The sequence below is a fragment of the Pseudomonas sp. MUP55 genome (assembly GCF_034043515.1).
Taxonomy (GTDB): domain Bacteria; phylum Pseudomonadota; class Gammaproteobacteria; order Pseudomonadales; family Pseudomonadaceae; genus Aquipseudomonas.
The window spans coordinates 2553832-2578191 of the sequence record NZ_CP138214.1; the positions used below are offsets into that span (position 1 = coordinate 2553832).

The window sequence follows — 24360 nt, forward strand, 5'->3', positions numbered from 1 at the left end:
CAACTGTGGGAGGGGGCTTGCTCCCGATAGCGGTGTGTCAGTGATAGGTGTGTTGACTGACACACCGCTATCGGGAGCAAGCCCCCTCCCACAATTGGTTCGCGTGGTGTTCGGGGTTATTTGGGGTACAGCGGCGGCAAGCTGGTGGTGTCGGTGGCCGGGTCTTGTTGGCGCTCGGCCACGGGGATGGCCTTGATCGCCCGCCACAGGTCTTCACCCAGCCAGTACTGGCCGCTCTCGCTGTACAACGCGCCGTTCAAGCCGTCCAGTGCATCCGACAATGGCACGAACCGCGCGGCCATGTCGGCCAGGGTTTCCGGTTGCTGGCGGGCCCAGGCATCCAGGGCCTGGCGGGTGGCCTGGGGGTCGTTGGCCTGGGTCGCGCGCTTGAGGTCGTCGAGCAAGGTGCGTGGGCTCGGGCCGGTTTGCGCGGCGCGTTGCACGGCGGGTTGGCGGCGGGCGCGCCACCACAGGCCGAAGCCCAGCAAGGTGGTGCAGGCCAGCAGCAGGGTGCTGAGCTGCCACAGCCACAGGCGCTCCTCATCCGGCGCGGTGATGACGGTCGGCGTGGCGGGCGTGTCCACCACCAGGCTCGGGTTGACCGCAACCTGCAGGGTGCGAGCGGGCAGGGTGGTGCGTTCAAGGTGATCTTCATGGGTGTTCCACCACACCACTTCGACGGCGGGCAGTTCCAGCGCGCCGGCACGAGTTGGCACCAGGGCCTCACGGTCTTCACGGCTGCCGATCAGGCCGCGCTCGCTGGTCTGGTTGCCCAGTACCGGCTGATCCGGGTAGCGCCGCAGGCCGTTAACCTCGGTACTGGGCAGCGCCGGCAGTTGCGCACTGGACAGGCCCTCGACCTTGACCGTGAGGCTGCGCGTCAACGAGTCACCGACCTGTACATGCTCGGGCGTGGGGTTCCAGGTTTCATCCAGGCTCAGGCTGCGCGCCGGCAGCCACGGCGTGTCAGCGGGGTAGAACTCGGGCTTGGGCTTGACCGTCAACGCCAGGGGCGCCGAGCTTGCGTGGATCAGCTTGCCCGGTTTGGTGCCCTGCAGCGTGTTCTCCTGAGGCGGTCGTGATTCCACCAGAGTGGCGCTGAAGGTCTGCGCTGCAATCGTCAACGTGCCGCTGTGCTGCGGATAGATTGCATAGCGGGTTTCGATCACGCCATGGCGGATGCTGTTGATGACTTTTTCATAGGTGCGCGACTCGCCCAGTTGCTCCACCCGTGCATCCGGGAGCTGCAGTGGCGTGAGGCTGCTGTCGTCGTACAGCGACACCGAGTGGTACACGCGTACCGTCAACAGGGCCTGGGCCTGCACGTAGACGCTGGTCTGGTCGAGGTTGGCTTCGACAAACACCGGTGCCAGTTCGGCGCTGGTGTTCTGGCTGGCGGTCTCCAGCACCTGCAAGGTGATCGGCTGGGTCTTGAGTTCGCCCACTTGCAGCGGCGGGATCACCACGGTGCCGTTTTCCCTGGGCAGCAGGGTGATGATCCAGCGTGTGGTGGCGTGGTTATCGCCGCCCAGGGTGGTGAGCTGGTTGATCTGGCGCGTGCCGCTGACTTCGAACTGCGCGTCCAGCGGCGACAGGTCGGGCTTGCCGAACTGGGTCACGTCGCTGGATTCCACCGTCAGTTCCACCGTTTCCCCGGAATTGAGGCGGCTGCGGTCGACGCTGGCCACCAGGTTCGCCGCCTGGGCGTGGCCTGCCGACAAGGCGAGCAAGAGCAGAAGGGTGGTGCGGCGGCTCATCGAGTCTTGTCCTGTTGTTGTTGCTGTTCGTACCAGAATTTACGTCGCAGCAGTTCACCGGGGTTGTCCGGGATCTGCTGCAGCCATTGCTCCAGCGCCTGGCGCTGCTCGCCTTGGAGGCCGGCATCGGCCGGACGTAGCGGCGGTGTGGTGGTTTGCTCGTCGCCCAGTTCGCTGCCGGGTACTTCGTTACTGGCGGTTGGCGGCGTGACCGCGCCGTCGGTGGTGCCGTTTCCGGCTTCGCCCTGGCCCTGGGTGGACTGCTCGCCACCCTTGGCCTCTTGCCCATCCGCACCCGGTTGCGCAGTTTGGCCGGGTTGAGTGGTTTCGTCATCCTGGTTTTTTTCGGGTTCGTCGGGCTGCGATTGCGCTTGTTCCTCAAGCAGACTTTCCACCAATGCCTTGTTTTTCAGGGCTGGCTGCAGGTCGGGTTGGGCTTCGAGGGCCTGTTCGTAGGCATCGATCGCCGCTTCCAGTGCACCGGACCTGGCCAGGGCATTCCCCCGATTGTAGTGGGCGTAGGCGTCGTCACCTTCGGCAAAGCGCTTGATCGCCTCGGCATAGTTGCCGGCCTGGTAGAGGGCCACGCCTTGCCATTGCCGGTCCTGAAAGCGTTCGGCGGCCTCGGCGGGGCGCTTTTTCTTGAGCAGGTATTGGCCTTGCTGGTCGGGGCGCAGCCACAGGTCCTGGAATTCGAAGGCGTAGCTGGGCTGCGGTGCGGCCATCAACAGCAGCGGCAGGCAAAACAGCCAACCGCGGCGCCCGGCGCAAGCGGCCAACAGCAGCAGCGGCAGGAGCAGCCAGTAGCCCTGATCGGCCCAGGTGTCCAGGCGCAGCAGTTGGCCGTCGTCGCGCAGGGCTTGCGGCGGATCGAGTACGCCCAGTTGCCGCAGGTCTTTCTCGTCCAGGCGCGCGGCTCGGTAGCGGCCGCCCATTTCGCTGGCGAAGGCCTTCAAAGTCGGGCTGTCGAGGCGTGGGATCAGGATCGCGCCCTGTTCGTCCTTGAGAAATTCGCCGCTTTCCTGGGTCACTGGCGTGCCTTCACGGCTGCCGATGCCGAGGATCGACAAGCTCGGCGCCTGGTTACCTTGCAGCAGCAGGCGAATACCCTGGCGCTCCTGCTTGGACAGCGACGAGCCGATCAGCAGCAGACGCCCCTGGCCGAGGCCTGCGTGCTTGAGCAGGGCCAGGGCTTTTTCCACCGCCAGGTCGGCGCGGTGGCCCGGCTCGGGCATGATCGAGGGCCGTAGCGCTTCGAGCAGGTTACGGCTGGTGGCCAGGTCATCTGACAGCGGCACCAGGGTGTGGGCGCTGCCGGCATACACGACGATGGCCGTTTGCGCATCGGTGCGCGCTTGCAGCAAGTCATACAGCTTGCGCCGCGCCTGTTCGAGGCGGTTGGGCGGGCTGTCGGTGGCGAGCATCTCCGGCGTGAGTTCCAGCAGCACCACCAGCGGGTCGGACGGCTTCTGGCTGAGTTGTTCAACCCGTTGCCAACTGGGCCCCAGCAGCGCGAGCAACGCCAGCAGCCAGGCGATGCCCAGCACCACCCAGGGGGATTTGCTCTCGCGACCGCTGCCGCCACTGAGCAAGGTGGCATGGAACGCCGGCGGCAGGATGACCTGCCAGCGCCCGGCGCGTTTCTGCCGGTGCCACAGTTGCCACAGCAACCAGCCGAGCAGCGGCAGCAGCAACAGCCACCAGGGGCGCAACCAATGTGGCCACAAGGCGATCATCGACGCCTCCGCAAGCGCAGGCGCTTGAGGCGCTGGCGCCATTCAGGGCTCTGGGGCAGGAACATGCCCTTGCTCGACAGTTTGTTGTACAGCCGCTGCAAGGCGTTGTTCGGCCAGCGCTCCTGCACCACCAGCAAGAGGCTGAGGATCAGCGCCAGGGCCAGAGGGCCGCTGTACAACGCGTGGGCCGGACGGGCCTGAGTGGGCTGCTGTTCGACCGGCTCCAGCGTGTCGAGGGTTGCCTTGATCTGCTCCAGCTCCTTGCCATCGCGGGCGCGGAAATACTGGCCACCCGTCGCCTCGGCGATTGCCCTGAGCGCCGGTTCGTCGAGGTCCAGGCTGGGGTTCACGCCGAGAATGCCCAGCGAACCGGTCTGCTCGGGATCGGCGCCGATGCCGATCGGGTAGATTTTCACGCCTTCTTCGGCGGCCAGGCGCGCCGCGGTGAGTGGGTCGATTTGCCCGGCGTTATTGGCGCCGTCGGTCACCAGGATCAGCACGCGGCTCTGCGCCGGGCGCTGGCGCAGGCGTTTCAAGGCCAGGCCGATGGCGTCGCCGATTGCGGTGTTCTTGCCGGCAATGCCGATGCGCGCTTCGTCCAGCCAGGTGCGCACGGTACGCCGGTCGAAGGTCAGTGGCGCCTGCAGGTAGGCTTGGCTGCCAAACAGGATCAGGCCCACGCGGTCGCCTTCACGGCTTTGAAGAAAATCCCCGAGCAGGTGCTTGACCAGGGCCAGGCGACTGACGTCCTCGTCCTGCCAGTGCATGTCGGGAAAATCCATGGAGCCGGACACATCCACCGCCACCAGCAAGTCGCGGCCACTGGCGGCAATCGGCAACGGCTCGCCCAGCCACTCGGGGCGCGCGGCGGCGGTCAACAGCAGCAGCCACAGGACCACGAACGGTGCCTGCTGGCGCCAGCCCGGCAGGTTCACTCGGGCGCGGCGCCGGGCCAGGCTTTCGAGGTCGTTGAGGTAGCTGACCTTCAAGGCGGGTTCGCCACTGTCGGCCACTGGCAGGACGAGGCGCATCAGCCACGGCAAAGGCAACAGGGCAAAGATCCACGGCCAGGCGAACTCAAACATGTTTGCGGATCCAGGTGTCGACGGCTTGGGTCAGGCCGGCGATGGCCTTGTCGTCGAGTTTGCATTCAGGCTTGTAGGCGCCTTCCACCAGCACCATCCAGCGCGTGAGGCCGGCGGCAGGGCAGCGGTTGTCAAGAAACGCCAGCCATTTGCGGCCGTTGAGGGTGTGGCTCTGGCTGTAGGGGTAGTCGTTGCGGCACAGGCGCTTGAGCAAGCCATTGAGCTGTTGCAACCAGGCGCCGGCGGGCGCGCCGTCATAGGGTTTGGGCATCAGCGCCAGCTCGGCCAGGGCCGCGATGCGCAGCGGGTCCAGCGGTTGTTCGACACGGGCCACCGGGCGTCGCGTGGGCAGGAAGCGGCGCAGCCACCACAGGCCCCAGCCAAGCAGCGGGATCACCAGCAACAGCAGCCACCAGCCCGGCGCGGGCGGCCAGAAGCCGATGGGCGGTGGCGCGATCAGCGGTTGCAGTTGGTCGAGGCTGCTCATTGTTTTTTGACCGGGCGTTGCGGGTTGAGGTATTCGCGCAGTTGCTCGACCATTTCGCTCTGGGTGCTCAGTGGCATCAACAATACGCGCAGTTTTTGCGCGAGCAGTTCCCAGCGGGCGATGCGTGCTTCGGCCTGGGCCTTGTAGGCCTGGCGCAATTCGTAATTGAGCGTGTCCAGTTCCAGTTGCGCACCCCGTTGCGCAAAGCGCAGCAACCCGGCGGCGGGCAGGGCGTGGTCCAGCGGATCGGAGATGGGCAGCAGCAACAGGTCGCAATGGCGCGACAGCAGACTCAACTGTTGCTCGGCACCTTCAGTCAGCGCCCGTTCATCGCAGATCACAATCCCCAGGCTGCCGGGGCGCAGCACTTCGCGACCACGGCGCAGGGCCATGCCCAAGGCGTCGGCTTCCGGGCGGCTCTCGGTGTTCAGGCTCTGGTTGACCCGCACCAGGCGGTTCAGCAGTTGCAGCAGGCTTTGCTTGCTGCGTCGGGGTTTGATTTCGTAGTGCTCGCTGTCGCCGAACACCAGGCCGCCCACGCGGTCGTTATGCCCCAGCGCGGCCCAGCCGATCAGGCTGGCGGCTTGGGCGGCCAGCACCGATTTGAACATCTGCCCCGAGCCGAAAAACAGCCGGCAGCTTTGCTCGACCATGATGAAAATCGGCCGCTCGCGCTCTTCGTGGAACAGCTTGGTGTGCGGCTCCTGGGTGCGCGCCGTGACGCGCCAGTCGATGGTGCGCACGTCGTCCCCGGCCTGGTACACGCGCACCTGGTCGAAGTCCACGCCGCGCCCGCGCAGTTTGGAATGGTGCAGGCCGATCAGCGGGCTGCGCTGGCCGGGGGTGGAAAACAACTGCACTTCGCGCACGCGATGGCGCATCTCGATCAACTCGCTGAGCGTGACGTGGATACCCGCGCTCGCGTTCATCGGCTTCAAGCGACGGCAACAACGTCAAGAATGCGCTGCACCACGCGGTCTTGGTCAACGCCTGCGGCTTCGGCTTCGAACGACAGAATGATGCGGTGGCGCAACACGTCGAACAGCACCGCCTGGATATCCTCGGGGCTGACGAAGTCGCGCCCGGCCAGCCAGGCATGGGCGCGGGCGCAACGGTCCAGGGCGATGGAACCGCGCGGGCTGGCGCCATAGGCAATCCACTCGGCCATTTCCGGGTCGAACTTGGCCGGTGTGCGCGTGGCCATCACCAGCTGCACCAGGTATTCCTCCACCGCATCGGCCATGTACAGGCCGAGGATTTCCTTGCGTGCGGCAAATATTGCCTGCTGGCTGACGCGGCGCTCGGGCTTGGTTTCGCCATTGAGGGCTTCGCCACGTGCCTGTTGCAGGATACGCCGCTCGACGGCGGCATCCGGGAAACCGATCTTGACGTGCATCAGAAAACGGTCGAGCTGGGCTTCCGGCAGCGGGTAGGTGCCTTCCTGTTCGATGGGGTTCTGCGTGGCCATCACCAGAAACAGCGGCGACAGCTCATAGGTGCTGCGGCCCACGCTGACCTGGCGCTCGGCCATGGCCTCGAGCAGGGCCGACTGGACCTTGGCCGGTGCGCGGTTGATTTCGTCGGCCAGCACCAGGTTGTGAAAGATCGGCCCTTGCTGAAACACGAAACTGCCGGTTTCCGGACGATAGATCTCGGTGCCGGTGATGTCGGCGGGCAACAGGTCGGGGGTGAACTGGATACGATGGAACTGCGCTTCGATACCTTCAGCCAGCTCTTTGATCGCCTTGGTCTTGGCCAGGCCCGGCGCGCCTTCCACCAGCATATGGCCGTCGGCTAGCAGGGCGATCAGCAGGCGATCGATGAGTTTTTCCTGGCCGAGAATCTGCGTAGAAAGAAAGGTTCGCAGCGCAAGCAGCGCTTCACGATGTTCCATCGATGACGGTTCCTGGAAAGATGAGCCCGGGTGTCAGGGAGAAACACCGGCCTGGGGCGCTTACTTTAATGCATCGTGGGGTGTGGCGACTAACGGCGTGACGGGTATTTTTGGCAAAACTTGTAGGATTTTTGTGTAGGAGGCGCGCTTTCTACTATGACGCCGTCAAGGTGAATGAGCACCACTGTGGGAGGGGGCTTGCCCCCGATGACGGTGGGTCAGTCAATATTTCTGGCGACTGGCACACCGCTATCGGGGGCAAGCCCCCTCCCACATTGGATTTGTGGTGGTCTTAAATTCGGGTGTAGGTGCCGGTGCCTTTGAGGATGTTCTGCAAGGTTTGCTCCACTTCGGCCATATCCGAGGCGGCGGTGGCATGAGTGATCTGCAGTTGATCCTTGCCCCCCAGGGCATCGGTGTCGCCGGCCGCCAGTTCGATCAATAAGGTGGTGTCGCCCAACGTCACTTTCAGCCCATCCAGGGTCGAAGGCTCGTAGTCCCACGTCAGCTCCACCTCGTCTTCATCCGGGTAACGGGTGAGCATGAACATTTCGCCGTTCTTGCCGTGACAGCAAAGCATGGCCATGTTGTCTTCTTCGTCGTCGCAGGGCGTGGCCATCAGGGCATCGGTGTTCAACTTCATAACAAAACCTTTGGTAAGACGGGCGGGTGTGGCCGCAATCTCGCCATTATGACTTTTTTTACAGTCGGTTGCGCTCCTGCAGCCATGCAGGGCGCCACCTATTGATAAACGCAGGGTTAAGTGGGCGGATTAATCTGCGGAATGATCTTGGGCAGAATCGCCCGCTCTATAGGCGGCTTTACCAGGGGGCCAAACACTTGTGAACCCGCTTGTTTGCTCGCTATCTGCACCGCATTGAAAGCGCCAAAAGTAATGCGGTCAACTGCACCCGGCCGTCCCTTTCGGTAATCATCAATACCCAAACCGATTTCTGTTGCGGCGATGCCCAGATCAAACAGCAAGACTGCGATACCAATCTGCGGCACGGCGAGCGCTACCGGGGCAAGTATCACCAAGGACTTGCTGGCACTCTTTAATCCGGCGAGCACGTTCTTTTTCTTCCAGTCGTCATTGCTGACATAGGTCGAATCAGTGTTGTTATAGGTATATTGCTCCACACGGGCCTGCATGCTTTTGAACGGGTCTGCTTCGATGGGTTTTCCGCCGAAAGGCCTATCCTCCAACCAGTCAATGTGATGTTTTGCATAGAGCCCGGTTTTTTCAAGGTGCACATCAATCCCGGCTTCCCATACGCTGTCTGCGCGGTCGTCCAGCTTGAAATATTCAGCGAACTGTTTGCGTTTTGTTTCGTCCGTCATTTGTTCTGTCAACCACTTGCGCATCAGGGTAGGGTTGTCGAACTCATGGATGGGAGATGAATTGCCTGTCATGTAGAGCAGGGTTTTTTGGGTGGTTTTATCGATGGCATAAAAAATGCCCGACGCCACCCGCCCTTCAAACGTAAGTTCTTTTAGCTCCAGATCGGGATCTTGGGTATAGCCCGCTTGAAAGTCCCTGGCCGTCAATGAGTCAAGTGGCTTTTGCGCACTGATGCCAGCCAGCCGCATCGCCAGGTCACGGCCCTCTGGGCTTAGGGTATTTTCCTCGAATTGTTTATGCGCGGCAGTCACAAAAGACATCTTGGACAACGTGCTGTACTTGTCTCGGTATTCGTTCCAGAAGTTATCTAGCTCAGCTTTATGTGTTTTGCTGAAACTGGTATCCCATACGTAGGCACGGAATGATTTTGGCGTGATGGGGGCTTGGTTGGACGCGTCGTAGTGTTCCTCGGCAGGAGGGTCGAAGTAAATCCCTTCGTACTGTTGGGTTTGCAGTGCAGTTGGACTTTTTTGGTAGCCATGGCGGCCAGAGCTGCGGTGATACCCGATCGTCAGGTTATCCACGATTTCAATGGGGGGTGGAGGTTCTTGATGTGGATTGAAAGAGACCTTGGGCAGGTTGTCGTGGCCAGGGGTGTCTTGAATATTTTTGATCGCAGCATCCGTCAAGGATATTTTGCTGATAATTCGGCCGGGGTAGGGCGGTGTGTGACCCCTCACGTTGTAGGCGAATGTCATCAGGTACGTTTTATCCGGGTCGATATCCAGCCCATGATGTTCTTTATAGTGAGCTTTTATCTGATTCCGGGTGCTCTCTCTCATTTCGGGTGAAGCAACGTAGTTCATCGTTGAATAATCTTTTATTCCGGCGTCGAGCTGAACTGATCGGTCATGCGCCAAAAAGACTTTAAGGTGTGCCGGGATATGGGCATCTTTCCACGCGTCGGATTTACCAAAGCTGGACGCTTTCCACTTTTGGTATTGGGCCGCCCAAAAAGCGTTGTCGAGCCCGTCAGGCGTTGCAGAGGGTGCAACGCCGGATGAGCCAGCGTTTGATTCGGGGCGGGCGGGGTCATTAATCGCTGGAGCCTTCGGCGGGTCGATAGGAGCAGTGGGGCCGTCGACCGGCACAGACGCCGACACACTCATGTGCCCATAAGAGGTATACGCAGTTACGTTGTTCATACTAAAAGCTCACATCAACTAATGAGTGGGCCGTCCTTGGGTGTTGTTCAATCAATGCGATGTGCATCGACTAACGACTGATTGGTTAAACCCGGCGATTTGAATTCATTTTAAGATTCTATGAACTCGGTTGATAAAACCTATTCGCGCGCTTGCCGAGGCTGGGAAAGCGAGCTTCTTCAGGTTTGCCTGTGCTTGACCGAATATGTCGCCGTACGGAAAGCAACCGTCTTCCTACACTCGTTAAGCTGCCCAGTGGATGCGCCACAGTCAGGCCGTTGACCTGCCCGTCGTTCCGTCACCTGCCAACCGGTGCATCCGATGTGACCTGATCGCCTTGCGCAGCTTCACCCACCTGTCACCTCGATTCGTTATAAGGTTAGCGACGAACAGAGCTGACGGTCTCCCCGCAAGGGGATAACACGCGACGCTTCCATCAATAACAAGCCCAAGCGGAGTACCACAGATGGCGTTCTTCACCGCAGCCAGCAAGGCCGACTTCCAGCATCAACTGCAAGCGGCACTGGCGCAGCACATCAGTGAACAGGCACTGCCACAAGTGGCGCTGTTCGCTGAGCAATTCTTCGGCATTATTTCCCTGGACGAACTGACCCAGCGTCGCCTTTCCGACCTGGCCGGTTGCACCCTGTCTGCCTGGCGCCTGCTTGAGCGCTTTGATCACACCCAACCGCAAGTGCGGGTCTACAACCCCGATTACGAACGTCATGGCTGGCAATCGACCCACACCGCGGTCGAAGTGCTGCACCATGACCTGCCATTTCTGGTGGACTCGGTACGTACCGAGCTGAACCGCCGTGGCTACAGCATCCATACCCTGCAGACCACCGTGCTCAGCGTGCGTCGCGGCAGCAAGGGCGAGCTGCTGGAAATCCTGCCCAAGGGCACCCAGGGCGAAGGCATCCTGCAAGAATCGCTGATGTACCTGGAGATCGACCGCTGCGCCAACGCCGCCGAACTGAATGTGCTGAGCAAAGAGCTTGAGCAGGTGCTGGGCGAAGTGCGCGTGGCCGTGGCTGATTTCGAACCGATGAAAGCCAAGGTCCAGGACCTGCTGGCCGGTATCGACGCCAGCGCGTTCGCGATCGACGGCGAAGAAAAAGCCGAGATCAAGAACTTCCTCGAATGGCTGGTGGGCAACCACTTCACCTTCCTGGGCTATGAAGAGTTCGTGGTACGTGACGAGGCGGACGGCGGTCATATCGAATATGACGCCAGCTCCTTCCTCGGCCTGACCAAGCTGCTGCGCGCCGGCCTCACCGCCGAAGACCTGCGCATCGAAGACTACGCCGTCGCCTACCTGCGCGAACCGACCGTGCTGTCGTTCGCCAAGGCGGCACACCCGAGCCGCGTGCACCGTCCGGCGTATCCGGACTACGTGTCGATCCGTGAGATCAGCGCCGACGGCAAGGTCCTCAAGGAACACCGTTTCATGGGCCTCTACACCTCCTCGGTGTACGGCGAAAGCGTGCGGGTGATTCCTTACATCCGCCGCAAGGTCGCGGAAATCGAGCGTCGTTCTGGCTTCCAGGCCAAGGCGCACCTGGGCAAGGAACTGGCCCAGGTGGTTGAAGTACTGCCACGTGACGACCTGTTCCAGACCCCGGTGGATGAGCTGTTCAGCACCGTGATGTCGATCGTGCAGATCCAGGAACGCAACAAGATCCGCGTATTCCTGCGCAAAGACCCGTATGGCCGGTTCTGCTACTGCCTGGCCTACGTGCCGCGTGACATCTATTCCACCGAAGTGCGCCAGAAGATCCAGCAAGTGCTGATGGATCGCCTGAAGGCCTCGGACTGCGAATTCTGGACGTTCTTCTCCGAATCCGTGCTGGCCCGTGTCCAGCTGATTCTGCGGGTTGACCCGAAGAACCGCCTGGACATCGACCCGCTGCAACTGGAAAAGGAAGTGGTGCAGGCCTGCCGCAGCTGGCAGGACGACTACGCCAGCCTGGTGGTGGAAAGCTTCGGCGAAGCGCAAGGCACCAACGTGCTGGCCGATTTCCCGAAAGGCTTCCCGGCCGGCTACCGCGAGCGTTTCGCCGCGCATTCGGCCGTGGTCGACATGCAGCACCTCAACAGCCTGACCGAAGCCAACCCGCTGGTGATGAGCTTCTATCAGCCGCTGGGCCAGGTCTCCGGCCAGCGTGAGCTGCATTGCAAGCTCTACCACGCCGACACCCCGCTGGCGCTGTCCGACGTGCTGCCGATCCTGGAAAACCTCGGCCTGCGCGTGCTGGGCGAGTTCCCGTACCGCCTGCGCCACGCCAATGGCCGCGAGTTCTGGATCCATGATTTCGCGTTCATCGCCGCCGAAGGCGTGAACCTGGATATCCAGCAGCTCAACGACACCCTGCAGGACGCGTTCGTGCATATCGTTCACGGCGATGCCGAAAACGATGCGTTCAACCGTCTGGTACTCACCGCCGGCCTGCCATGGCGCGACGTCGCGCTGCTGCGCGCTTACGCCCGTTACCTCAAGCAGATCCGCCTGGGCTTCGACCTCGGCTACATCGCCAGCACCCTGAACAACCACACCGATATCGCCCGCGAATTGACCCGGTTGTTCAAGACCCGCTTCTACCTGGCGCGCAAGCTCACCGCCGACGACCTGGAAGACAAGCAGCAGCGTCTGGAACAAGCGATCCTCAGCGCCCTGGACGACGTTCAGGTGCTCAACGAAGACCGCATCCTGCGTCGCTACCTGGACCTGATCAAGGCGACCCTGCGCACCAACTTCTACCAGACTGACGCCAACGGCCAGAACAAGTCGTACTTCAGCTTCAAGTTCGACCCGCGCGCCATCCCCGAACTGCCCAAGCCGGTGCCGAAGTTTGAAATCTTCGTCTACTCGCCACGGGTTGAAGGTGTGCACCTGCGCTTTGGCAACGTCGCTCGCGGCGGCCTGCGCTGGTCGGACCGTGAAGAAGACTTCCGTACCGAAGTGCTCGGCCTGGTAAAAGCCCAGCAAGTGAAGAACTCGGTGATCGTGCCCGTGGGCGCCAAGGGCGGCTTCCTGCCCCGTCGCCTGCCATTGGGCGGCAGCCGTGACGAGATCGCGGCCGAGGGCATCGCCTGCTACCGCATCTTCATTTCCGGCCTGTTGGACATTACCGACAACCTCAAAGACGGCGTCCTGGTGCCGCCGGTCAACGTTGTGCGCCATGACGACGATGACCCGTACCTGGTGGTGGCGGCGGACAAGGGCACTGCGACCTTCTCCGACATCGCCAACGGTATCGCCATCGATTACGGCTTCTGGCTGGGCGACGCGTTCGCCTCCGGCGGTTCGGCCGGTTACGACCACAAGAAAATGGGCATCACCGCCAAGGGCGCGTGGGTGGGTGTGCAGCGTCACTTCCGTGAGCGCGGCATCAACGTGCAGGAAGACAGCATCACCGTGGTCGGCGTCGGCGATATGGCCGGTGACGTGTTCGGTAACGGCTTGCTCATGTCCGACAAGCTGCAACTGGTCGCGGCCTTCAACCACCTGCACATCTTCATCGACCCGAACCCGAACCCGGCAACCAGCTTCGTCGAGCGCCAGCGCATGTTCGAACTGCCGCGTTCGGCCTGGACCGACTACGACACCAGCATCATGTCCGAAGGCGGCGGTATCTTCTCGCGCAGCGCGAAGAGCATTGCCATCTCGCCACAGATGAAAGAACGCTTCGACATCCAGGCCGACAAGCTGACCCCGACCGAACTGCTCAACGCCTTGCTCAAGGCGCCGGTGGACCTGTTGTGGAACGGCGGTATCGGTACCTACGTCAAGGCCAGCACCGAAAGCCACGCCGATGTAGGCGACAAGGCCAACGACGCGCTGCGTGTCAACGGCAACGAGCTGCGCTGCAAGGTGGTGGGCGAGGGCGGTAACCTGGGCATGACCCAACTGGGTCGTGTGGAATTCGGCCTCAATGGCGGCGGTTCCAACACCGACTTCATCGACAACGCCGGTGGCGTGGACTGCTCCGACCACGAAGTGAACATCAAGATCCTGCTCAACGAAGTGGTGCAGGCCGGTGACATGACCGACAAGCAACGCAACCAGTTGCTGGCGAGCATGACCGACGAAGTCGGCAACCTGGTGTTGGGCAACAACTACAAGCAGACCCAGGCCCTGTCCCTGGCTGCGCGCAAGGCTTACGAGCGTGCTGCCGAGTACAAGCGCCTGATGAGCGACCTGGAAGGCCGTGGCAAGCTGGACCGCGCCATCGAGTACCTGCCGACCGAGGAGCAGCTCACCGAGCGCGCCGCGAATGGCAAGGGCCTGACGCGTCCAGAGCTGTCGGTGTTGATTTCCTACAGCAAGATCGACCTCAAGGAAGCGCTGCTCAAGTCCCAGGTACCGGATGACGAGTACCTGACCCGTGACATGGAGACCGCGTTCCCGCCGAGCCTGGTGGCCAAGTTCTCCGAAGCCATGCGTCGCCATCGTCTGAAGCGCGAAATCGTCAGCACCCAGATCGCCAACGACCTGGTCAACCACATGGGCATCACCTTCGTTCAACGACTCAAAGAGTCGACCGGCATGAGCCCGGCGAACGTTGCGGGCGCCTACGTGATCGTTCGCGACATCTTCCACCTCCCGCACTGGTTCCGTCAGATCGAAGCCCTGGACCACCAGGTTTCAGCCGACGTGCAACTGGAGCTGATGGATGAACTGATGCGCCTGGGCCGTCGCGCCACGCGCTGGTTCCTGCGCAGCCGTCGCAACGAGCAGGACGCCGGGCGTGACACGGCGCACTTCGGTCCGCACCTGGCGGCGCTGGGTCTCAAGCTCGACGAACTGCTGGAAGGCCCGACCCGTGAAGGCTGGCAAAACCGTTACCAGGCCTACACCCAGGCCGGCGTACCGGAGTTGTTGGCGCGCATGGTTGCAGGTACTACGCACCTGTACACCCTGCTGCCGATCATCGAAGCCGCCGACGTGACCGGGCATGACGCCGCTGAGGTGGCCAAGGCCTACTTCGCCGTCGGCAGCGCCCTGGACCTGCCGTGGTACCTGCAGCAGATCAGCGACCTGCCGGTGGCCAACAACTGGCAGGCCCAGGCCCGCGAAGCCTTCCGCGACGACGTGGACTGGCAGCAACGGGCGATCACCATTTCGGTATTGCAGATGGCCGACGCGCCACAAGACATGGAAGCCCGCGTGGCCCTGTGGCTTGAGCAGCACCAGGACATGGCTGATCGCTGGCGCGCCATGATGGTGGAAATTCGTGCTGCGGTTGGCACGGACTACGCCATGTATGCGGTGGCCAACCGGGAGTTGCTGGACTTGGCGTTGAGCGGTCAGTCGGTGTTGCAACCGGCTTGATGCCCTGGTGAAACACCTGTGGGAGGGGGCTTGCTCCCGATAGCGGTGAGTCAGTCATGGAGGTGGTGACTGACACTCTGCTATCGGGGGCAAGTCGAATCGTCGCACCGCCCCTCCCACATTTGGCTCTTCATTTATTTGAAGGTCAGCGGTGTTTGAGCAATTTGCTTTCCAGGTGATCCAGGTGCTGGGTCATCAAGCCCACCGCCGTACTCGTATCCCGCTGCTCAATCGCATCCACAATCGCCACATGCTCCTGCCACGCGCAATACGTGCAGGCTTTCGCTTCATATTGGGCAATCACCAGTGACGTCAGCGGCACCAGGCTGTTGAGGAACTGTGCCAGCGGGCCATTTCCGGCGATGGCGGCCAACAGCAGGTGAAACTCCCCCGACAAACGAATCGCCGGCCCGCGCTGGTCGCGCTCGATGCACTCGCGTTCGTGGCTGATCAGTTCACGCAGCTGACGCACCTGTGTGCCGGTCGCCTGGGTGCACGCCAGTTGCACCACGGTTATTTCGGTCATGCGCCGCGCTTCGAGAATCTGCCGGGTCTGCTGGGCATCCGGCGCCGCCACCTGTGCGCGTTGGTTGGGGCGCAGGATCACCACGTGCTGGTGGGACAGTTTGGCCAGCACGCGGCGAATCACACTGCGGCTTACGCCAAAGGTTTCACCCAGGCTCTCTTCGGTAAAGCGACTGGCCGGGGCGATGCGCTGTTCGAGGATCGCATCGAACAGGCGAGGGTAGATGTCATCGACCGAAGGCTTCTTGCCCGCCACCAGGCGCAGAGCGGGGAGGATGGGGTTGCGTTGCAGCGCGGGAGCGTTCATGGCCGTTCTCCAAAATATCAACTGCCCAGATGGTCGTCCGGGATGTTCAAGCGAATGCCCATGCGCAGGCCTTCCTGCAGGATGTGCCGACGCATCTCGGCACTGGCCAGGGCGCTGTTCTTGTTACGGATGGCCCGTACCACCGCCTCGTTCTCCCGCAGGCGCTCGGCCAGGTGCTCGGGGGAATTGCGCAGCACCTGGGCGCTTTGCTTGAGCGCGTTGCTGGTTTGTTGCACCACGTTCTGGAAGATCGGGTTGGAAGTCAGGGCGAAGAGTTCTTCGTGAAAGTCGATATAGGCGTTCATGCCGGCTTCGGCATCCTCGGCCTCGAGGGCTTCGCGCATGTCCATCAGGGTCAGGCGCAGTTGACCGATCTCCTTGCTGCTGATGGACTGGGCGACCAGGCCGACAATGAAGGGTTCGAGGGTGTAGCGCAGTTGCAGGATGTCTTCCAGGCTGGCATCCGCCACGGCGTCGCTCGACTGCGGCTCGCTGATGCTGGTTTCCAGCACCACCACGCCTTTGCCAGGCATGGAACGCACCAGGCCCAGGGTCTCCAGCACAATCACCGCTTCGCGCAGGCTCGGCCGGCTGATGCCCAGCTGTTCGGCCAGTTCACGCTGGCCGGGCAGCATTTCGCCACGCCGCCACTGGCCACGCGCCAGGGCGGCGCGCAGTTTTTCTACCACTGAATTGACGACGGTCGAGGTGCTGATCACGTCTCATGCACTCCTTAAAATTGCGAACACGCTAGTCAAGCTGTTGAAGATCAAAGTGTGGGAGGGGGCTTGCTCCCGATAGCGGTGGTGCAGTTATCGAAGTACTGCCTGACACACCGCTATCGGGAGCAAGCCCCCTCCCACATTGATCTATGCCATTTTCAGAACTCCTGATGCGCCGGCACCACCGGCTTCTTGGCCTGGAAGGCATAGCCTTGCTGGCCGTCCAGCACCTTGTTGGCGCGCTGGATATCGATGTCTTTTTCCCAACGGGCAATGGCCACGGTGGCGACGCAGTTGCCGATCAGGTTGGTCAAGGCTCGACCAATGCCCATGAACCAGTCCACCGCCAGTACCAGCACCAGGCCGACCACCGGAATCGCCGGGATCGCCGTGAGCGTTGCCGCCAGAATCACCAGCGCCGAGCCCGGAATACCGTGGGCGCCTTTGGAGGTGATCAACGATACCAGCAGGATGGTCAGCAAGTCGGTCATCGACAGCGGGGTACCGGTCGCATTGGCGATAAAGACAATGGCCAGGGTCAGGTAGATGGAGAAACCATCGAGGTTGAACGAGTAGCCGGTGGGGATCACCAGGCCGACGGTGGAACTGCCGATGCCCAGATGCTCGAGCTTGCGCATGATCTGCGGCAGCACGGCGTCGGAGGACGCCGTGCCCATCACGATCAGCAACTCCTCACGCAGGTATTTGAGCAGCGGCAGCATGCGCAGGCCGGACAGGCGCATCACCAGGCCCAGAATCAGCCCGACGAAGGCAAAGCAGGTCAGGTAGAACAGGCCCACCAGGCTGCCCAGGTGTTGCAGGGAGTCCAGGCCGTAGGTGCTGGTGGTGAACGCGATGGCGCCGAACACGCCGATCGGCGCCAGGCGCACGATCATGCCCATGATGCGAAAGATCACATGGCTCAGTTCGTTGATCAGCCGCGAGATGCCCGAAGCCGCTTCACCCACCAGGTTCAGCGCGCTGCCGAACAGTACGGAGAACAACAGCACCTGCAGCACGTTGTTGTCGGCAAAGGCACCGATCACCGAGTTGGGGATCAGCTCCATCAGAAACTGGCTGGTACCGCGGATGTGCTGGCCCTTGTCGGCCAGTTCATTCAGTCCGGCGGAGGAGAGCTGTTCCAGGTGGATGTTGGCGCCGCTGCCGATGCCGGTGCTGAAGGCCATGATCAGGCCAAGCACCAGGGCGACGGTGGTCAGTACTTCAAAGTAGATCACTGACTTGAGGCCAATGCGCCCGACTTTCTTCAAGTCGCCGGCGCCGGAAATGCCGCTGACCACCACGCAGAACACGATCAGGCCGATCAGCATTTTGATCAGCTTGATAAAGCCGTCACCCAGGGGTTTGAGTTGCGAGGAGAATTCGGGAAGGGCCAGGCCGCAAATGACGCCTAGCATCAGGCCAATCACGACTTGCAGGAAAATCGAACGCGAGCACCATCTGAGCATGGGAAGGATCTCTATTCGGTGCCCTGGTGGTTCCAGGGCTTAATTGTTGTGGTCTTACCGGTAAGTCCAGTGCCGGGCCAGTCTACGCTCGGTTTTTTTCAAACTACAAGCAAATATTCGGTGGTTGATGGGCCCCGGTCTGACCAGTGGGTCGGCAAGTGCGATGCTTGAGCGGTTGGCGGGGCAGAATTTTTTTTGCGTATCATCCGAGCTCGGTACGCGAGGTGACAGATGGATCCAACAGGACTGACCACGGACGACGCCGGGCGCACCCATTGCGCCTGGCGCAACGCCGCGCCGCAATATCCCCATTACCACGACCATGAATGGGGCGTGCCCGTGGCAGACGACATCCAGTTGTACGAGAAGATCTGTCTGGAAGGTTTTCAGGCGGGGATGGCGTGGATCACCATTTTGCGCAAACGCGAGCAGTTTCGGCAGGCATTCGACAGTTTTGATTTTCGCAAAGTGGCGCAGTATGGCGAGGCGGATATCGACCGCTTGATGAGCGACCCCGGTATCGTGCGCAACCGGGCGAAGATTGTTTCCACTATCAACAACGCACGCCGGGCCTGCGAGCTGGTGAGCGAGACCGGTTCGCTGGCGCATTGGCTGTGGTCGTTCGAGCCCGGCTCAGAGGAGCGCCCGGCGGTGGTGGACATGGCCTACTGGACGGCCAACCCGACGTCGGCGGCGTCGGTGCGGTTATCCAGGGCCCTGAAGAAACGTGGCTGGACCTTTGTCGGCCCGACCACGATGTATGCGCTGATGCAGGCGATGGGGATGGTCAATGATCACCTGCAGGGTTGCGTCTGCCGTGAGCGCATCGACGCGCTGCGCGACCAATTCCAACGACCCTGAGTCATTGAGCCCACGCCGATGCGTCAGAGGTATTTGAGCCAGGAGATATCCCTGCGCCGCGCCTTCAGCCCGGCAAACCAGCGTACCGGCAGGTACAGCGCCAGGGGCAGCGCCATCGCGGCCAGCCACACGGCGCCAATGCTGTCGAAGCCGAAGTAATTGCCATGATCAAGCCCGAACACGGCGACAGCCGCGACATACAGGATTTTCAGTACATACAGGTGTAACAGGTAAAAGAACATCGGCGCCGCGCCAAATACCGCGAGCACGCTGATCCAGCGTTTATGCCCGGCGCGTTCGAACGCCAGCAGCAACAACAGGCCAATGCCCAATGTCAGCGCCAGGAACAACAGCGAAGGCGGGTATTTGGTGATGTTGAAGAAGCTCATGCCTGTCTGCACACTGCTTTCATAGGCGTGCCAGGGTTTTTCGCCATACCCGTTGGCCACCCGCAACAATACAAAACCCAGCAGCGCGCCTGCACCCGCCAGCAGCAAATAACGCTGGCGCACGGCGGGCAGCGCGGCAGTCGCAAACCACGGGCCGAGGCCGTAGCCCAGGGCAATCACGCCGATCCACGGTAGCACCGGGTAAGTCACGCGCAGACGCAGGCTGTCTGACACCTGGATCCAGCTGCGCTCATGCAGGATCGACCACACAACCTGCAGTGCCGAACCGGGTGCGAAATGGACGCCGTCCAGCAGGTTATGCCCGGCAATGATCGCCAGCGCCAAGGTGATCAGCAGCGGGCGCGACAACCACACCAGCGCGGCGAGGGCGATCATGCTGACCCCGATCGCCCAGATCACTTGCAGGTAAATCACGCTGGGCGGCAACTGGAAGGTCCAGGCGAAGTTGACCAGGGTAAACTCCAACACCACCAGAAACAGCCCGCGCTTGAATAAAAATGCCGACACCGCGCGCCGACTTTGGTATTTCTGACCATACAGCCAGGCCGACAAACCGGTGAGCAGCACAAACACCGGGGCGCAAAGATGGGCGAGGGTGCGGCTGAAAAACAGCGCCGGCTCGGTGGCGTCGATGCTCATCGGGTCGCTCACCTGGCGGTGCAGCAGGAAGGTTTCGCGTACGTGGTCGAGCAGCATGAACAGGATCACCAGGCCGCGCAGGGCGTCGATGGAAAGCAGGCGAGGGCGTAGCGCAACAGCATCAGTCATGGGGACGGTTCACAAGGCCGGGCGAAAAATTAGCGTTATCCTATAACATTAATCGACAGATTGCCGCGCCGCGAAGGCGAACTTATTGGAGGCACCCATGGCACGCGCAGATACACCCTCGGCCGAAGCCGTCATCGAATTCTGGAAACAGGCGGGCCCAAAGCGCTGGTTCGCCAAGGACGACAGGTTCGACACGCTGTTTCGCGACACTTTCTATACCGCCCACCTGCAAGCGGCGCGGCGTGAACTGGAGGATTGGCTGGAGTCGCCCCACGGCGCGTTGGCCCTATTGATTCTGCTGGACCAGTACCCGCGCAACGCGTTTCGCGGCACGGCGCACATGTTCGCCACCGATCCGCTGGCGCGCCTGTATGCACGGCGGATGGTGGACGCCGGGTTGGACGCCTTGATCGAACCCGAGCTGCGCGCGTTTTGTTACCTGCCGTTCGAGCACTCCGAAGACCCGAAGGACCAGCAACGCTCTGTCGAGCTCAACCAGCCTCTGAATGCCAGCACCTACCACTGGGCCAAGGAACACGCGCGAATCATCGAGCGGTTTGGGCGGTTTCCCCATCGCAATGCGGTGTTGGCAAGAGAAACCACGGATGAAGAACAAGACTTCCTCAGCGCTGGAGGCTTCGCCGGCTAGGCCAGCGCTATTCCCACCAGGAATGCCCCCATAAAAACAGCGCATTGTCTTTATTTCCCCGGATCTCGTAGCGTGAGGCCTCATTTCAAGGAGATCGTCCATGAGCCACCTTGCGCTGCGCCTCTACGTTGATTCGCTGTACACCAGCCCCTACGCCATGTCGGTGTTCGTCGCCTTGCGGGAAAAGGGCTTGGCATTCGAAACCGTGCCGTTGGACCTGGATGCCGGCCAGCATCAGGCCGCGGAATACGCTCGCTTGTCACTGACCCAGCGGGTACCGACGCTGGAGGAAGGCGAGTTTTCTCTATCGGAATCTTCGGCAATCACCGAATACCTGGACGAAGCCTACCCCGACACCCCCATTTACCCGACGGATCGGCAGCAGCGGGCGAGGGCGCGGCAGGTGCAGGCGTGGCTGCGCAGTGACCTGCTGCCGATTCGCCAGGAGCGTTCGACCCTGGTGGTGTTCTGCGGTCAACAGATGCCGCCCCTGTCACCGGTGGCGCAGGCGGCGGCGGGCAAGTTGATCAGTGTGGCGCAGGGGTTGTTGGCGGGTAACCCGCATTACTTGTTCGGCAACTGGTCGATCGTCGACGTGGACCTGGCGGTGATGCTCAATCGCCTGATTCTCAATGGCGACGCCGTGCCTGCCGAGCTGGTGGCCTATGCCCGGCGCCAGTGGCAGCGGCCGTCGGTGCAGGAATGGGTCAACCAGCCACGCCCTGGGGTATAGCGGGTTCGTTGATCTGCGCGACGCGCCGGTCCAGGTCTTCCCAGTCCGCCATGCCCAGCACGCGGGTGGTGTTCAAGCCACGCAGGTAGCCCCGCAGTTGCTGGGCGCTGGCGGATTGCTCGTCGGCGCCACGCGTCTCGTCCAGCAGGACGTTTTCATAGTCGACCAGGTACTCGGCGACCCGCTCGCGATACTCCGGCAAGACAGCTTCGCGGATGCGGTCGAAGGTTTTCTGGTGAGGCTTCATGGCACGGTCCTTATAGTTTTATGGGGCTGGGCTGCCTGACACTATCGGTTCAAATGATAGTCACCATCAAGGATCACAAGTTCTGTTTTTATGGCAAAAGCGCAAAATCCGCTCATCGAAACGCTGCTCAAGGAAATGCGCGATGAGGACGATAATCCAGTTTGCTTTGATGACCCTGATGCTCGGCAGTGCAGTGCTGGCCAACCCGGCGATTGCCGATGAGCTGCGTACAGGCCATTTGCTGCCCCTCGTCGGTAGCGTAAACTCTCTGCAGCGTGCTCAGTCGGTAGGGGTGTTGTACAGCGAAAACACGCGGGACAACCAGAGCTACCTTGAGCGCTACCATGCCATGGCCATGAATGGCGCGAAGGATGCTCTGGATGCGCGTATTCGCCAGGCCTTCGTCAACAGCTCCGATCCGGAACTGGCCATCGACTGGCTGATGAACACTCTGCAAGGCACATTCGTTTCGGTAACCGTCTACCCCAGCCTCGATGATCTGGTGCAGGCGCATCCGGACGTGGTGGTGGTGCTCGATACCCATAATCAATTGCTGACCCAGCGCAATGACGTAGTCGAGGCGCGCTTTACCGCGCGGTTCTATGACGCCGACCTGCAATACATCGCCAAGGCCGAAGGCTCGGTGGGCAAGCAGGTGCCGTCGGTATGGGTGCATGACAAGTCGGCACTCGAGATTGCTGCGCAGATCGAGCAGCAGCGAGATGTACAACAAGATGCCTTGAAGCAATTTGATGCGTCGCTAAAAGCCCTGGTCCGCGCCGGTTGATACGCGGATTGATGGGGATCTATTGGTTATTTTCAGGAATGTCTATGCGCTCTTTTTTCGCCCCGGCCCTGGCCTCTGCTTCCTTGCTGTTGACTGGCTGTATCACGGCTCCGAACGCCCCCTCGCTGACCCTGCAGACCGCCAAGACCCCCGAAGGCTATGTGCAGTGCGTATTGCCCAAGCTTGAAAAGCACGGCATCACCTCCACCGTGACCCAGAACTCGCGTCACGCCAAAGTGCTGTTGACCAGCAAGATCGCGGCCGATGATGTGCTGGAAGCGTACAAGTCCCAGGACGGCACCAAGGTGTTCCTTTATGAGCGCAAGCCCCTGGCGTCGGCGCTCAAGCCATCGCGCCTCGAGCAGGCGGCGCAGGACTGCAAGTAAGCCAGGCCCAGAATGAATACCAGATCAAATGTGGGAGGGGGCTTGCTCCCGATGGCGGTGTGTCAGTCAGCAAAACTGTAGCTGACCCACCGCTATCGGGAGCAAGCCCCCTCCCACATTTGGATGGCGTTCGATTCAGGGTTTTGCTTCGTTGCTGAAGTTGTTCACCGTCTTGATCAGCCCTTGCGCTGCCAGCGCCACCAATTCGCCGCCTTTTTCCACCGTCGCTAACGCCGGGTCCGAGCCCATGCGGCCGTCGGGGAAGCGCGCGCGGAAGTCCAGCGCTTCGCGGATCGGGCCGGTGTTGGCGATTTTCGGCGAATAATCGGCCGACTTGATCGCGTCCGGATAGGCCCATTGCGTCACGGCAATCTCCGATGGCGTGGCGTGGCTGCCATGGCCCACCGGGAACTGGCGCTGCGCCAGGTCGGTGACGCCCTCCAGGTCCCACCAGTTGACCAACTTGAGCGCGAACCCGGCAGGACGGCGGGCATAGCTGGCCTCGGCATAGAGTTCGGAAAACGCCGCTTCGATGGTGGCGATATTGCCGCCGTGGCCGTTGAGGAACAGGATCTTGTCGAAACCGTGCCCGGCCAGCGAACGTACCCAGTCGCCGATCGCGGCGATGAAGGTGCAAGGGCGCAGCGAGATGGTGCCGGGAAAGCCCAGGTGGTGCTGGGCCATGCCGATGTTGAAGGTGGGGCCGACCAGGATATCGGCAGTCTTCTGCGCCTCGACGGCGATGATCTCCGGGCACATCCAGTCGGTGCCCAGCAGGCCGGTCGGGCCGTGTTGTTCGTTGGAGCCGATGGGGATCACCACCGTGCGGCTGCGCTCCAGAAACTGCCCGATCTCGATCCAGGTGGATTTATGTAGAAGCATGCGACGCTCTCTTTTATCGGTGGGGACAGGCTATCCGCCACGGATTGTACGACTACTCGCCACCTGTTGGGGTTTGCAATTGAGATACGCTGAAGACTTCAGCCAGCGCTGGTCGGGGTACCAGGAGAACATGAACTGCCCGTCCTTGAGCTTGTCCACCACTTGGCGAGCGACTTGCGGACGCACTGCCGGGCAGCCCTGGCTGCGGCCGATACGGCCTTCGCGCTTGCTCCATAACGGGCTGACATAGTCGGCGGCGTGAATCACGATGGCGCGGTCGCGGGCCAGGTCATTGAAGCCAGGCTCCAGGCCGTCCATGCGCAGGGAGTAGCCGTGAGTGCCGAGGTAGCTTTCCTGGGTGCGGAACAGGCCCAGGCTGGACTGATGGCTGCCCTCAAGATTGGAAAACTGGGTGGCGAAGTTTTCGCCTGACTTGGCGCCGTGGGCCACCAGATCGCGCAATACCAGGGTCTTTTTGCGCAGATCGAAGATCCACAGCCGACGAGCGGTAGAGGGTTGGGAGTAGTCGATCACTGCCAGGCGGTCGGAACGTTCCTCGCCGTTACTGACGGCGCACTGCACCGCGCTCAAGGCACTTTTGAGGACGATGGGATTGAGTTCTGGAGCCGAGCGCGCAAGGCTGCTATACAAAGAAGGAAGGGGGCCATTGGCGGCGAGCGCAACATTGCTCAATAACGCCAGGCTGCCGGTGATCAAGCCCAGTTTGGTTATGCCGAGCCGGCGCATAAAAGTCAGCATCTACAGTCGAGTCC

General features: G+C 61.6%; 21 protein-coding genes. 6 read left to right on the top strand and 15 right to left on the bottom strand.

Features of this window, described 5'->3' with window-relative positions:
- Positions 1 to 116: 116 nt before the first annotated feature.
- The 8 genes from SC318_RS11485 to SC318_RS11520 form a co-directional block, all read right to left on the bottom strand.
- Positions 117 to 1757, bottom strand: coding sequence for a BatD family protein (locus SC318_RS11485; protein ID WP_320430886.1), 1641 nt, complete (start codon positions 1755 to 1757; stop codon positions 117 to 119).
- Positions 1754 to 3493, bottom strand: coding sequence for a VWA domain-containing protein (locus SC318_RS11490; RefSeq protein ID WP_320430887.1), 1740 nt, complete (start codon positions 3491 to 3493; stop codon positions 1754 to 1756). The genes SC318_RS11485 and SC318_RS11490 overlap by 4 nt, the downstream gene beginning before the upstream one ends.
- Positions 3490 to 4578 carry a vWA domain-containing protein gene (locus SC318_RS11495; RefSeq protein WP_320430888.1) on the bottom strand — a complete coding sequence of 363 codons (1089 nt, stop codon included), beginning with the start codon at positions 4576 to 4578 and terminating at the stop codon, positions 3490 to 3492. The genes SC318_RS11490 and SC318_RS11495 overlap by 4 nt, the downstream gene beginning before the upstream one ends.
- On the bottom strand, positions 4571 to 5065 hold the full coding sequence (locus SC318_RS11500) for a DUF4381 domain-containing protein (protein ID WP_124386359.1): 495 nt from the start codon (positions 5063 to 5065) through the stop codon (positions 4571 to 4573). The genes SC318_RS11495 and SC318_RS11500 overlap by 8 nt, the downstream gene beginning before the upstream one ends.
- Positions 5062 to 5994, bottom strand: coding sequence for a DUF58 domain-containing protein (locus SC318_RS11505; protein WP_124386360.1), 933 nt, complete (start codon positions 5992 to 5994; stop codon positions 5062 to 5064). The genes SC318_RS11500 and SC318_RS11505 overlap by 4 nt, the downstream gene beginning before the upstream one ends.
- A gap of 5 nt (positions 5995 to 5999) precedes the next feature.
- Positions 6000 to 6959 (bottom strand): AAA family ATPase, encoded by a 960-nt coding sequence (locus SC318_RS11510; protein WP_020301524.1) that lies wholly within the window; start codon positions 6957 to 6959, stop codon positions 6000 to 6002.
- Between the two features lie 292 nt (positions 6960 to 7251).
- Positions 7252 to 7602 carry a hypothetical protein gene (locus SC318_RS11515; RefSeq protein WP_320430889.1) on the bottom strand — a complete coding sequence of 117 codons (351 nt, stop codon included), beginning with the start codon at positions 7600 to 7602 and terminating at the stop codon, positions 7252 to 7254.
- A 116-nt stretch (positions 7603 to 7718) separates the two neighbouring features.
- On the bottom strand, positions 7719 to 9506 hold the full coding sequence (locus SC318_RS11520; RefSeq protein ID WP_320430890.1) for a dermonecrotic toxin domain-containing protein: 1788 nt from the start codon (positions 9504 to 9506) through the stop codon (positions 7719 to 7721).
- A gap of 466 nt (positions 9507 to 9972) precedes the next feature.
- Here SC318_RS11520 and SC318_RS11525 point away from each other — a divergent pair, with 466 nt between their 5' ends.
- Positions 9973 to 14841 carry an NAD-glutamate dehydrogenase gene (locus SC318_RS11525; RefSeq protein ID WP_320430891.1) on the top strand — a complete coding sequence of 1623 codons (4869 nt, stop codon included), beginning with the start codon at positions 9973 to 9975 and terminating at the stop codon, positions 14839 to 14841.
- 145 nt (positions 14842 to 14986) lie between these two features.
- Here the strand turns inward: SC318_RS11525 and SC318_RS11530 are convergent, their stop codons facing one another.
- The 3 genes from SC318_RS11530 to SC318_RS11540 form a co-directional block, all read right to left on the bottom strand.
- Positions 14987 to 15673, bottom strand: coding sequence for a GntR family transcriptional regulator (locus SC318_RS11530; protein ID WP_320430892.1), 687 nt, complete (start codon positions 15671 to 15673; stop codon positions 14987 to 14989).
- Between the two features lie 17 nt (positions 15674 to 15690).
- Entirely contained in the window at positions 15691 to 16392 is a 702-nt protein-coding gene (locus SC318_RS11535; protein ID WP_320430893.1) for a FadR/GntR family transcriptional regulator, read from the bottom strand.
- A gap of 161 nt (positions 16393 to 16553) precedes the next feature.
- Complete coding sequence (locus SC318_RS11540) at positions 16554 to 17864, bottom strand: C4-dicarboxylate transporter DctA (protein ID WP_306492789.1); 1311 nt, start codon at positions 17862 to 17864, stop codon at positions 16554 to 16556.
- A gap of 231 nt (positions 17865 to 18095) precedes the next feature.
- Here SC318_RS11540 and SC318_RS11545 point away from each other — a divergent pair, with 231 nt between their 5' ends.
- Positions 18096 to 18725, top strand: a complete 630-nt coding sequence (locus SC318_RS11545) for a DNA-3-methyladenine glycosylase I (RefSeq protein ID WP_320430894.1) — start codon at positions 18096 to 18098, stop codon at positions 18723 to 18725.
- 23 nt (positions 18726 to 18748) lie between these two features.
- Here SC318_RS11545 and SC318_RS11550 read toward each other — a convergent pair whose 3' ends face one another.
- Positions 18749 to 19903, bottom strand: coding sequence for an acetyltransferase domain-containing protein (locus tag SC318_RS11550; RefSeq protein WP_320430895.1), 1155 nt, complete (start codon positions 19901 to 19903; stop codon positions 18749 to 18751).
- Positions 19904 to 20000: 97 nt separating this feature from the next.
- Between SC318_RS11550 and SC318_RS11555 the strand changes: the two genes are divergently transcribed.
- Both SC318_RS11555 and yfcF read left to right on the top strand, forming a co-directional pair.
- On the top strand, positions 20001 to 20552 hold the full coding sequence (locus tag SC318_RS11555; RefSeq protein WP_320430896.1) for a DUF924 family protein: 552 nt from the start codon (positions 20001 to 20003) through the stop codon (positions 20550 to 20552).
- 100 nt (positions 20553 to 20652) lie between these two features.
- Positions 20653 to 21285, top strand: coding sequence for a glutathione transferase (gene yfcF / locus SC318_RS11560; protein WP_320430897.1), 633 nt, complete (start codon positions 20653 to 20655; stop codon positions 21283 to 21285).
- Here yfcF and SC318_RS11565 read toward each other — a convergent pair.
- Entirely contained in the window at positions 21260 to 21532 is a 273-nt protein-coding gene (locus SC318_RS11565; protein ID WP_320430898.1) for a hypothetical protein, read from the bottom strand. The genes yfcF and SC318_RS11565 overlap by 26 nt on opposite strands.
- Positions 21533 to 21674: 142 nt before the next feature.
- On the opposite strand from SC318_RS11565, the gene SC318_RS11570 reads away from it, so the two are divergent.
- Positions 21675 to 22319 (top strand): ATPase, encoded by a 645-nt coding sequence (locus tag SC318_RS11570; protein ID WP_320430899.1) that lies wholly within the window; start codon positions 21675 to 21677, stop codon positions 22317 to 22319.
- 44 nt (positions 22320 to 22363) lie between these two features.
- Positions 22364 to 22705 carry a hypothetical protein gene (locus tag SC318_RS11575; protein ID WP_124386372.1) on the top strand — a complete coding sequence of 114 codons (342 nt, stop codon included), beginning with the start codon at positions 22364 to 22366 and terminating at the stop codon, positions 22703 to 22705.
- A gap of 135 nt (positions 22706 to 22840) precedes the next feature.
- On the opposite strand, the gene SC318_RS11580 is transcribed toward SC318_RS11575, so the two are convergent.
- Together SC318_RS11580 and SC318_RS11585 are read right to left on the bottom strand one after the other, a co-directional pair.
- Entirely contained in the window at positions 22841 to 23587 is a 747-nt protein-coding gene (locus tag SC318_RS11580; RefSeq protein ID WP_320430900.1) for a creatininase family protein, read from the bottom strand.
- A 30-nt stretch (positions 23588 to 23617) separates the two neighbouring features.
- A complete protein-coding gene (locus tag SC318_RS11585) occupies positions 23618 to 24346 on the bottom strand; it encodes a murein L,D-transpeptidase catalytic domain family protein (protein ID WP_320430901.1) in 729 nt (242 codons plus the stop codon).
- Positions 24347 to 24360: the final 14 nt, after the last annotated feature.